At 37.4% G+C, this 11,309-nt stretch carries 11 protein-coding genes; 1 reads left to right on the top strand and 10 read right to left on the bottom strand.

Going from position 1 to position 11,309, the window contains the following annotated elements:
• Positions 1–197: 197 nt before the first annotated feature.
• On the top strand, positions 198–1,310 hold the full coding sequence (locus VIHSUH07_RS08000; RefSeq protein WP_105084554.1) for an IS256-like element ISVat1 family transposase: 1,113 nt from the start codon (positions 198–200) through the stop codon (positions 1,308–1,310).
• Between the two features lie 93 nt (positions 1,311–1,403).
• Here VIHSUH07_RS08000 and VIHSUH07_RS08005 read toward each other — a convergent pair whose 3' ends face one another.
• The 10 genes from VIHSUH07_RS08005 to groES form a co-directional block, all read right to left on the bottom strand.
• Positions 1,404–2,087 (bottom strand): HAD hydrolase-like protein, encoded by a 684-nt coding sequence (locus tag VIHSUH07_RS08005; protein WP_005378705.1) that lies wholly within the window; start codon positions 2,085–2,087, stop codon positions 1,404–1,406.
• A gap of 2 nt (positions 2,088–2,089) precedes the next feature.
• Positions 2,090–2,515, bottom strand: a complete 426-nt coding sequence (sufU, locus tag VIHSUH07_RS08010; protein WP_005378700.1) for a Fe-S cluster assembly sulfur transfer protein SufU — start codon at positions 2,513–2,515, stop codon at positions 2,090–2,092.
• A gap of 11 nt (positions 2,516–2,526) precedes the next feature.
• Positions 2,527–3,756, bottom strand: coding sequence for a SufS family cysteine desulfurase (locus tag VIHSUH07_RS08015; RefSeq protein WP_105084555.1), 1,230 nt, complete (start codon positions 3,754–3,756; stop codon positions 2,527–2,529).
• 11 nt (positions 3,757–3,767) lie between these two features.
• The gene (locus VIHSUH07_RS08020; RefSeq protein ID WP_105084556.1) at positions 3,768–4,814 is read right to left on the bottom strand and encodes a SufB/SufD family protein; all 1,047 of its coding nucleotides are present in this window, start codon (positions 4,812–4,814) and stop codon (positions 3,768–3,770) included.
• Positions 4,815–4,823: 9 nt separating this feature from the next.
• Complete coding sequence (gene sufB / locus VIHSUH07_RS08025; protein ID WP_005379968.1) at positions 4,824–6,233, bottom strand: Fe-S cluster assembly protein SufB; 1,410 nt, start codon at positions 6,231–6,233, stop codon at positions 4,824–4,826.
• A gap of 8 nt (positions 6,234–6,241) precedes the next feature.
• On the bottom strand, positions 6,242–6,985 hold the full coding sequence (sufC, locus tag VIHSUH07_RS08030; protein ID WP_105084557.1) for a Fe-S cluster assembly ATPase SufC: 744 nt from the start codon (positions 6,983–6,985) through the stop codon (positions 6,242–6,244).
• A 273-nt stretch (positions 6,986–7,258) separates the two neighbouring features.
• Positions 7,259–8,515 carry a diaminopimelate decarboxylase family protein gene (locus VIHSUH07_RS08035; protein WP_105084558.1) on the bottom strand — a complete coding sequence of 419 codons (1,257 nt, stop codon included), beginning with the start codon at positions 8,513–8,515 and terminating at the stop codon, positions 7,259–7,261.
• Positions 8,516–8,571: 56 nt separating this feature from the next.
• Entirely contained in the window at positions 8,572–8,991 is a 420-nt protein-coding gene (locus VIHSUH07_RS08040) for a DoxX family protein (RefSeq protein ID WP_105084559.1), read from the bottom strand.
• Positions 8,992–9,220: 229 nt separating this feature from the next.
• Entirely contained in the window at positions 9,221–10,846 is a 1,626-nt protein-coding gene (gene groL / locus VIHSUH07_RS08045; protein ID WP_005378685.1) for a chaperonin GroEL, read from the bottom strand.
• Between the two features lie 99 nt (positions 10,847–10,945).
• The gene (groES, locus tag VIHSUH07_RS08050) at positions 10,946–11,227 is read right to left on the bottom strand and encodes a co-chaperone GroES (protein ID WP_004696047.1); all 282 of its coding nucleotides are present in this window, start codon (positions 11,225–11,227) and stop codon (positions 10,946–10,948) included.
• Between the last annotated feature and the right edge of the window lie 82 nt (positions 11,228–11,309).

The following is an 11,309-nucleotide window of genomic DNA, read 5'->3' on the forward strand; positions in this document are numbered from 1 at the left end:
GGCTTATAGGACAAAAAGTGTGTGTGAAAACCCTTATAACACTAGATATTTACTAGTGTTATAAGGGTTTAATCTTTTTCTGGAGAAGTTTGAGGGTGGACAAAAAGTGTGGGTGAAAACATCAATTAACCCTTGTAATTACTGATTAAAATGAGGTTATATCTTCCTATATATAAACAAATATGGAGGAAGAGTTTATGCGACAAATAAAATGTCCTGATTGTAATGAAAAATGTATTAAACATGGTGTTTTAAAATCTGGTTCTCAACGTTGGTTTTGTAAACATTGTAAGGTGGCATTTACCGTTAAAATTAATAATTTAAGTAAAGAGTTAAACCTATTCTTGAGTTGGTTATTCAGCACCGATATTCAAGCTGATATGCCTGGTAAAGGTCGTACATTCAGGCGTAAAACCGCTAAGTTTTGGTCTATATGGCCATTGCCTCCAAAAGTGGAAGAAGTACATGATGTGGTATATCTTGATGGAATTTACTTAGCTAGGAATTTATGTGTGTTGATTTGTTGCAATGATACTCATGTTCTAGGATGGTATGTCTGCCGTTATGAGCATGCTAGAGCTTGGCAGTGTTTAATGGAACGGATTGCTGAACCTAAAGTCGTTGTGTCTGATGGTGCTAATGGTTTGCCTAAAGCATTACGTAAAGTTTGGCCTCATAGCAGTCACCAAAGATGCCTGTTTCACATTTTTTGTCAGGTTAGACGATATACGACAAGTAGACCTAAAACGTTAGCTGGGAAGGACCTTTATAGTCTTGCCAAAGCTTTATTTAACGTGAAAACAATGGATCAAGCCTTTATATGGATTAATGAGCTTTCAGCGTGGCGAATGACATATTCTGATTTTTTACGAGAAATGACGATTGATGAATTCGGAAACAAACGCTCTACACATGAGCGTTTGCTTAAAGCTGAATCATCATTATGGCGCCTGATTAGGCAACAAACTTTATTTACATTTTTGGAATGCATTGATATTACAGTACCTACAACAAATAATCGTATTGAAGGTGGAGTAAATGCTCAACTAAGAAGTATGTTACGGGCTCATAGGGGCCTTTCACTTGAAAGAAGACTAAAAGCGGTCTATTGGTGGTGCTATATGCACTCACCAAGACCGCTTTCTATTTCAGATATATTAAATTGTATGCCTACAGATGAATCGATTGCTGCTATCTACAAACGGTTATCTGATTATTACCAAATAGATCGTTCAATCCCTCAATGGGGCGATGCTCCTGTTTGGAATGAGCTACATATGTCTACAGATTTTCCAACTTATTGGGATTAGTCACACACACTTTTTGTCCTATAACCCGTCTTTTTACTGTGTAAAAAAGGCTAGAGACGAATCTCTAGCCTTTTAATATGAACGTTAATAGTCTTATCTACGAACAAGCATTTCCTCTAAGTCCAAGGTCATAACAATATCATCTACATCATCGCAAAGATATTCTGCATTTGCATCGTTTAGCTCTGTTTCGGTACCATATCCATAGGTAACACCTATAGATATACAACCTAATTCATTGCCTGACTCAACATCGTATTTTCTATCCCCTACCATGTATACGAGACGACGTCCCGTATCATCAGTTAATGGATTACCACACAATTCGATAGCCTTTTGTAGAATCTCTTTCTTATGAACCAAGCCTTCTTTGTAATTGGCTCCTACAATGACATCAAAGTATTGTGTAATAGAAAAATGATCTAAAATCTCGCGTGCATACACTTCTGGCTTTGCTGTAGCCAAAGCCACAGTATAATGCTCATTTTTAACCTTGTCCAATAGGTCGATGATGTTAGGATACAATTGATTTTCGAATTTACCAATGGTACCATAGCGTTCACCAAACTTTTTATATACTTTTTCTGCTTCTTCTAATGCCATGCCACAGTGTTCTTGAAATGAATCTACAAGTGGAGGGCCTAAGAATAATAACAATGTTTCATGAGGTGGAATTTCATATCCAAAGGATTCCAGTGCATATGTGACACTCTTCAAAATTCCTTCTTCTGAATCTGTTAAGGTTCCATCCAAGTCAAAAATAATGGTCTTATTCATAATTATTTCTTTAAAGCCTCTTTTAATGTATGCCATGCTAATACAGCACATTTTACACGAGCAGGCATATTAGAAATATTTTGTAAGGCCATAGCATCTTCCAAATCTTCAAGCTTAGATTCGTCGGTAACCTCTTTTTTTATCATACCCAAGAATAATTCTACCAAACGCAATGCTTCTTCTACAGATTTACCCTTGATAATATCAATCATCATGGATGCTGAAGCTTGGCTGATAGCACAACCAGAGCCTGTGTAAGCTGCATCTTTAATAATGCCATCTTGTACATCAATTTGTAGCGTCAAATCATCACCACAACTTGGATTGTGGCCATGTTCGGAAGCAGTAAACTCACTTAACTCACGTTTATTACGCTTATCTTGATTATGTTCCAAAATAAGTTCCGTATACAATTGATCCATTTCCATGTGAATGTCTCCTAATCTTTAAAGCCCATTACCGAACGAACAGTTTTTAATACTTCTAAGAATGCATCTAAATCTTCTTTACGCGTATATAAATACATGCTGAGGCGTGTAGATGCAGCTACGTGAAAGAATGCGCCCAAAGGTTGTGCACAATGATGTCCAGAGCGTACACAGATACCTTTAGAATCAAGGATAGTCGCTACATCATGAGGATGTACATCATCTATTGTAAAAGCGATAACGCCATGTTTTTCACGAGGGTTTTGAGATCCCAATACGTGAACATGAGGGATTTCAAGCATCTTAGGCAATACATAGGATACCAATTCTTCTTCATGTGCCTCAATAGCATCCATGCCGAAAGATTCGAGATAATCAATAGCGGCATGTAATGTTACAGCACCATGAGCATTTGGTGTACCAGCTTCGAATTTATATGGTAATTCATTGAATGTAGTAGATTGTTCTTTTACATATTCAATCATATCACCACCGAGTAAGAACGGTGGCATTTTTTCAAGTAATTCTCGTTTCCCATAGAGCACACCAATACCTTGAGAAGCGCACATTTTATGACCAGAGAATACAAAGAAATCACAGTCCAAGGCTTGTACATCTACCTTCATATGAGGTGTAGACTGAGCTCCATCAAGAACCACAATAGCCCCTACAGAATGGGCTTTTTCAGTCAATTCTTTCACAGGAAATTCCATGCCAAGAACATTGCTCACATGGGCAAATGCCACTATTTTAGTACTTTCATCAATCTTATTGATTTCACCATCTTTCAAATGGCCCGATTCATCTAAGTACATATACTCTAATATAGCACCTGTTTTCTCAGCAACATATTGCCATGTAACAAGATTGGCATGATGTTCTGCAACAGTAATGACAATCTTATCGCCTTTTTCAACAAAATTAGCGCCATAGCTATGAGCGATTAAATTCATCGATTCCGTACTATTACGGGTAAAGACAACCTCTTCTCGCTCACGGGCATTGATAAACTCAACAACGCGGTCACGTGCATTTTCATACGCTTCCGACGCTTCAATAGCGAGGATATGAGAACCGCGATGTGGATTACCATTGTGATGAAGCATATGGTCTGTAAGGCGATCCATTACCATTTGAGGAATTTGCGCCGTTGCACCACTATCTAAGTAGATAAGGCGATGACCATTATGTTCTTTATGTAAAATAGGAAAATCCTTATATGCTTCTGTAATAGGTCTCATAGTCAATCCTCTTAAATCTTATTTCGTACTGCAGTCAAAGCAGCTTCTTCAATCACGTCATCACCAATGCGATCGATGATTGGTCGAATCATTGATTCTACAATAATATGTTTAGCTTCTACTTCACTAAAACCACGGCTCATGAGGTAGAACAATTTATTTTGATCAATTTGTCCTGCACTAGCTGCATGATTACCTACTACATTATCTTCTTTACACAATAACAATGGTAGAGAAATAGATTTAACAGTAGGATCTAACAATAAACATGTATCTTCTTCAGCACCTTCAGAGGCAACAGCACCGCGAAGGAAATCCAATGTACCACGGAAGGATTTTTTAGATGTATCGCTTAAGGCACCTAATGTATGAATATCACTAAAAGATTTTTTACCACCATGTGTCATGAGCATAGCAATATCAAATTTTTGTTCCTTATTGCCTAAATAAGCAATATCGTGAACGATTTTACTAGATTCACCTTGTAAATCATGTTCATAGTTTAGGAAGTTTTCTTTGCCACCAATTTCTACATTGATGTATTCCACATCGGCATTATCCTCTAGTTTTGTATAGCGATGTTCGATATGCTGTACAGTTTCGTCTAAAAGATTTACTTTTTTAACGACAATCTTGGCATTAGATTTTACATCGTATTCATTAAGATATTGAATATTAGTCGCCTCTTTTGTACCGCCATCTAAGAAGAATTGTACTTCTACTTGCGCATCTTCTTCGACGATAAATTGGAAACGACTGGCAATACGTGCGCTCGCATCAATGCGAATACCTACCACTTCTTTTGCCTTAGCAGGCACATGGATACGATAGCCTTCAGCTTCGCTTACAAGCTTAGCTACAGCCTCACCATTAGCACCTTTATAGTTTGTATTCATCAAAGCTGTACCAGCTGGCAATGGGCTTATAATGGCATCATTACCTTTTACCAATACAGCTGTAGTTTTGTCTGATTCTCCCCAAAGACTTGCTGGAGTATGGTTAACACGCAACCATCTAAAGGTAGGTCTAGGAAGTTCATTAAATAGTAATTCGCTCATAGTACCTCCTTAACCGATAGAACCTTCTAATTCAAGATTGATTAGATTATTCATTTCAACAGCATATTCCAATGGCAATTCTTTAGAAATTGGTTCTACGAAACCACGAACAAGCATTGCGCGAGCTTCTTCTTCACTAATACCACGCGTCATAAGGTAGAAAATAGCTTCATCAGAAATACGGCCAATCTTAGCTTCATGACCTAAATCGACATTATCATTTTCTACAATGATAGCTGGAATTGTATCGGATTGAGAAATTTCATCCAACATCAAGGATTCACAGGATACAGTTGCTTTTGCATGTTCTGCATTAGGACCAATTTTCAACAAGCCACGATAAATAGCAGCGCCACCGGATTTGGAGATAGATTTAGAGTTTACATTACTTGTCGTATATGGTGCATTGTGAACCACCTTACAACCAGTATCAAGGAATTGACCTTCACCAGCAAATGTTACGCCTGTAAACTCAGCATGAGCACCTTCGCCATTAAGAATACTCATTGGGTACAAACAGGATACGTGAGAACCAAAGGAACCAGATACCCATTCAATAGTACCGCCTTTACCTACAACACAACGTTTTGTATTGAGGTTGTACATATTCTTGGACCAGTTTTCAATTGTAGAATAACGCAATGTAGCGTTGTCCTTAACAAACAACTCAACAGCGCCTGCATGTAAATTGGATACATCGTATTTAGGAGCAGAGCAACCTTCGATAAAGTGCACCTTCGCGCCTTCTTCTACGATGATCATCGTATGTTCGAACTGACCAGCACCTGGTGCATTCAAACGGAAATAGGATTGCAATGGAATATCCACTTGCACGCCTGCTGGAACATATACAAAGGAACCGCCAGACCAAACGGCACCATGAAGAGCTGCCCATTTATGATCGGTAGGAGGAATCAATGTCATCCAGTATTTTTTTACGATTTCTTCATGTTCATGAAGAGCTGTTTCGATATCAGTATAAATTACGCCTTGTTTTACAAGATCTTCTTGAATGCTGTGATATACGACTTCGGAGTCATATTGGGCACCTACACCTGCAAGAGATGTTTTTTCTGCTTCTGGAATACCGAGGCGATCAAATGTGCTCTTAATATCATCAGGTACTTCATTCCAATCGCCCTTCATATCTACTTTAGGCTTTACATATGTGTAAATATGTTCCATATCTAAGCCAGAAATATCAGGAATCCAATTAGGAATTTCCATACGATTGTAAATCTCTAAGGATTTCAAACGGAAGTCAAGCATCCATTCCGGTTCATTTTTATTAGACCAAATTTCACGGATAATATCTTCTGTTAACCCAGCATCAGCAATATAGGAATACTCAAAATTATTCTTTATATCATAGACACCACGGTCCATATCCGCAACTTGGGTTTTCTTTCTTTCTTCCATGTTGCCTCCTATGCTAATGCTTTGTATGCGTCGTAACCTTTTTCTTCAATTTCACGAACCAATGAAGCATCACCAGTCTTAACGATTTTACCGTTGATCAAAACATGTACAAAATCAGGTTTTAATTTTTGTAAAATTTGATTGTGGTGAGTGATGATTAATACTGCATTATCTTCATTGTGGAAACGATTAACACCTTCGGATACAATGCGAACAGCATCAACGTCAAGACCAGAGTCAGTTTCGTCAAGAATAGCCAATTTTGGATTTAAAATAGACATTTGAAGAATTTCATTTTTCTTGCGTTCCCCGCCGGAGAAACCTTCGTTTACATAACGTTGTGCATAGGATGTGTCAAAGGACAATTCATCCATTTTTTCTTTCAATTCTTTTTTGAAAGCCAACGCGCGTACATTTTCACCTGTAATTGTAGATTTTGCAGTACGGATAAAGTTTTCTACAGTAATACCAGGAACGGAAATTGGGCTTTGGAATGACATAAAGATGCCTGCTTTTGCACGATCATTTACAGCATCTTTTGTAATATCCTTGCCATCAAATACGATAGAACCTTTATCGACTGTGTACAATGGGTTACCCATAATAGCATTTGCCAATGTGGATTTACCTGCACCATTCGTACCCATTACGACGTGAATCTCACCTTTATTTATTGTTAAATTAATGCCTTTAAGAATTTTCTTCTCTTCTACAGACACTTCCAAATCTTTAATCTGAAGTAATTCAGCCAAAATATTTCACTCCTTCGTATCAGATAATCTGATTATATGATTAAAACTTTATAGTCACATAGAAAAACGGCGGTACGCACAAGGGTGATACCGCCGTATTCTCTCGCCACTTTAGCAAGTATGTGCATAACAATCTATACTCATTATACATTCTTATCTAAATGATAGCAAGATATTCCTACTAAAATATACAGGGATTAGAAAAAAACCCTATATATTCGTATATCTTATAGTTTATTAATAGTAGTTCTCAACTCTAGTTAATTCTCAATATTATAAATTAGAGAAGTCTAATGTACCAAACAAATCATCGTATGTTTCAGCGCGACGAATTTGTGTAACAGAACCATCTTTGTGCAGTAACAATTCAGCAGAACGTAATTTGCCATTATAGTTAAAGCCCATCGAATGACCATGTGCACCTGCATCATGAATGATGATACGGTCACCAATATCAATTTTTGGCAATTCTCGTTGAATAGCGAATTTATCATTATTTTCACACAAGGAACCAGTTACATCATACACATGATTTTTAGGAGCATTTTCTTTACCCATTACCGTAATATGATGATAAGAACCATACAATGCTGGACGCATTAAATTCGCCATGCAAGAATCTAAACCGATGTAATGACGATAAATGTCCTTTTTGTGAATAGCTGTGGAAACAAGATATCCAAATGGACCAGTTACCATACGACCACATTCGTAGGCCAAAGCAATATCCTTAAGACCATTGCCTTTAATGATTCGATCATAAGCTTCATGAACACGTTCGCCCAATTTTTCAAAGTCAACAGGCGTTTGTTCTGGTTTATATGCTACGCCTACACCACCACCAAGATCGATAAATTCAACATCGATGCCTAATTTTTCTTTAATTTCTACAGCTAGGTTAAAGCAGATTTCAGCGGTGCCCACCAATCCATCAATATCAAGCTCATTAGATACAACCATAGTATGTAAACCAAAATGTTTTACACCCTTTGCTTGTAATTGCTTATATGCCTCAAATACTTGCTCACGAGTCATACCGTATTTTGCTTCCTCTGGAAGACCGATAATCGTATTGCCCCCTTCTTTCAAAGGACCTGGATTATAACGTACGCAGAATGTATCTGGTAGAGATCCGTGATGTTTTTCTAAGTATTCAATATGAGTAATATCATCTAAATTAATGATAGCCCCCAAATCTAACGCCTTTTTATACTCTACATAAGGTGTGTCATTGGATGTGAACATAATGTCATGTCCAGTGATACCTACTTTTTCACAAAGAAGTAATTCAGCTAAAGAAGAGCAATCAGCACCTACTCCTAATTTTTGTAACACACGCATAATATATGGATTTGGAGTAGCTTTCACAGCAAAATATTGTTTAAATCCCTTATTCCAAGAGAATGCGGAAATAAATCTTTTCATATTATTAACGATACCTTCTTCGTCATAAATATGAAATGGAGTCGGATATTTAGCAATAATTGCTTCTAATTGTTCAGATGTAAATGGAACTGTTTTTTGATTCATAATAACCTCTCTACATAGTAAAAGACTCATCTATGATGAGTCTTCTAATTAACTGATTATTTAAATAATGCCTTATCTAAACTATAGCGGCCTGCACCAGCAAAGAACAGCATGATAGCACCAAAGCCCATTTGCGATGGATAATCCCAACTAAAGAAATTGCCGTTAAGATTCAATATGGTCGCTACCGCCAAGGTACCTACAACTAGAAGCGTGCCAATACGTGTAAACAGGCCTATAATAAGAAGAATACCGCCGACCATTTCTGCATAAGATGCGATGGTACCTAATATAACCTCAAAGCCACTTGGTACACCTAAGGCGGACAACATGGCCCCTACCTTATAAAGACCTTGTTCACCACTTACATATTTTAAGTATCCATGATAGAACATAGAAATACCTAATGCAAGGCGATAGAATAAAAGCCCAAAATTAATATAATCAGGTTTACTTTTAAATAAAAAGTTCAACATAGTAACACCTCTTTATTATATAGATATTTTTAGATATAAAAATTATATGCTATATACTAGTGTCTGTCAAACCAAGACTCTTATATAAAATTCTATAGAATTATATCATAAATTGCTTATGAAATCAATTTATCAAGACTCATTCGAAGAATAAAAAATCCTAATGAATGTAGCAATCTACATTCATTAGGATTTTAATATATTATCTATGTATCGCTAAAGCAGTTGATTACATCATACCACCCATGCCACCCATTGGAGGCATTGCAGGAGCAGCAGCATTTTCTTCTACTTTATCAGCTACGATTGTTTCAGTAGTCAATACAAGAGAAGCGATGGATGCAGCATTTTGAAGCGCAGAACGTGTTACTTTTGCAGGATCCACGATACCAGCCTTTACCATATCGATATATTCTTCAGTCAAAGCATTGAAACCTACGCCAGCTTCTGTATTTTTAACTTTTTCTACTACAACGGAGCCTTCAAGACCAGCATTGTAAGCGATTTGACGAAGTGGTTCTTCTACTGCACGTTTTACAAGGTTAATACCAGTTTGAACATCACCAGTAGCTTCCAATGTGTTCAATGCAGGGATGATATCGATAAATGTAGTACCACCACCAGCTACGATACCTTCTTCAACAGCAGCACGAGTTGCATTCAATGCGTCTTCAATACGAAGTTTTTTATCTTTCATTTCAACTTCTGTAGCAGCGCCTACTTCGATAACTGCAACACCACCAGATAATTTTGCAAGACGTTCTTGTAATTTTTCACGGTCGAATTCAGAAGTTGTTTCTTCTACTTGTGCACGGATTTGGCTAACGCGTTTAGCAATTACGTCTTTATCGCCTACACCATCGATGATTGTAGTTTCATCTTTAGTGATGCGAACTTGACGAGCTGTACCAAGATCAGTAAGTTCTACAGAATCAAGTTTGCGGCCCATATCTTCAGTAATTACAGTACCACCAGTCAAAATAGCGATATCTTCAAGCATAGCTTTACGACGGTCACCGAAGCCAGGAGCTTTTACAGCTACTGCTTTGAAAGTGCCACGCAAACGGTTTACTACCAATGTAGCCAATGCTTCACCTTCTACATCTTCAGCGATGATAAGAAGTTCTTTACCTACTTTTACCACTTTTTCAAGTGTTGGCAACATATCAGCGATAGCACTGATTTTACGGTCAGTAATCAAGATGTATGGGTTATCCATAACAGCTTCCATACGGTCAGGATCAGTTACCATGTATGGGGAAATGTAACCGCGGTCAAATTGCATACCTTCTACTACGTTTAATGCAGTTTGCAAGCCTTTGGATTCTTCTACAGTGATAACGCCATCGTTACCTACTTTTTCCATAGCTTCAGCAATCAAACCACCAATTTCTTCGTCAGCAGCAGATACGCTAGCTACTTGAGCAATTTCAGATTTACCAGAAACTTTAATGGAGCGTTTTTTGATTTCTTCAACCAAAGTTTTTACTGCTGTTTCAATGCCTTTTTTCAAGATCATTGGGTTAGCACCAGCTGCGACGTTGCGCATACCTTCTTGGATCATAGCTTGTGCCAATACTGTAGCAGTAGTAGTACCGTCACCTGCTACGTCGTTAGTTTTAGTAGCAACTTCTTTTACCAATTGAGCGCCCATGTTTTCAAATGGATCTGGAAGTTCGATATCACGAGCAATAGTTACACCATCATTTGTGATTGTTGGGGAACCGAATTTTTTATCCAATACGACATTACGGCCTTTTGGTCCTAATGTAACTTTTACAGCATTTGCCAATTGATCAACGCCACGACCTAATGCACGACGAGCTTCTTCATTAAACAAGATTTCTTTTGCCATATGTATTACCTCCTAGATAGTAACACTATCCAATGTAAAGAAATATATGCCCTAAGGCAATATAGAATGTATCATTAACATATATAGCCTTGAAAGCTATTATAATACTGCTAAAATATCGCGTTCGCTAATAATCAAGTGAGTAGCGCCATCGATTTCTAATTCACTACCAGCGTATTTTGCAAACATAACAGTATCGCCAACTTTAACTTCTGGAGCTACACGTTGACCATTGTCATATACTTTACCAGCACCTACTGCTACAACAACACCTTCTTGAGGTTTTTCTTTTGCTGTATCAGGAAGGAAGATACCACTTTTAGTTTTTTCTTCTTTTGCTTCTAAACGGATAAGAACGCGGTCAGCTAATGGTTTTAACATATGATGTCACTCCTTATTTACTATGTATTATTCATAATTCATTAGCACTCTAACTTATCGAGTGCTAATCACATGTATTATT

This window comes from Veillonella sp. T34266-5, from assembly GCF_002959815.1.
In the GTDB taxonomy this organism is placed as follows: domain Bacteria; phylum Bacillota; class Negativicutes; order Veillonellales; family Veillonellaceae; genus Veillonella; species Veillonella atypica.

Coding starts and splice junctions, on each gene's coding strand:
- VIHSUH07_RS08000 (WP_105084554.1), top strand. CDS start 198: ATGCGACAAATAAAATGTCCTGATTGTAATGAAAAATGTATTAAACAT.
- VIHSUH07_RS08005 (WP_005378705.1), bottom strand. CDS start 2,087: ATGAATAAGACCATTATTTTTGACTTGGATGGAACCTTAACAGATTCA.
- sufU (WP_005378700.1), bottom strand. CDS start 2,515: ATGGAAATGGATCAATTGTATACGGAACTTATTTTGGAACATAATCAA.
- VIHSUH07_RS08015 (WP_105084555.1), bottom strand. CDS start 3,756: ATGAGACCTATTACAGAAGCATATAAGGATTTTCCTATTTTACATAAA.
- VIHSUH07_RS08020 (WP_105084556.1), bottom strand. CDS start 4,814: ATGAGCGAATTACTATTTAATGAACTTCCTAGACCTACCTTTAGATGG.
- sufB (WP_005379968.1), bottom strand. CDS start 6,233: ATGGAAGAAAGAAAGAAAACCCAAGTTGCGGATATGGACCGTGGTGTC.
- VIHSUH07_RS08035 (WP_105084558.1), bottom strand. CDS start 8,515: ATGAATCAAAAAACAGTTCCATTTACATCTGAACAATTAGAAGCAATT.
- VIHSUH07_RS08040 (WP_105084559.1), bottom strand. CDS start 8,991: ATGTTGAACTTTTTATTTAAAAGTAAACCTGATTATATTAATTTTGGG.
- groL (WP_005378685.1), bottom strand. CDS start 10,846: ATGGCAAAAGAAATCTTGTTTAATGAAGAAGCTCGTCGTGCATTAGGT.
- groES (WP_004696047.1), bottom strand. CDS start 11,227: ATGTTAAAACCATTAGCTGACCGCGTTCTTATCCGTTTAGAAGCAAAA.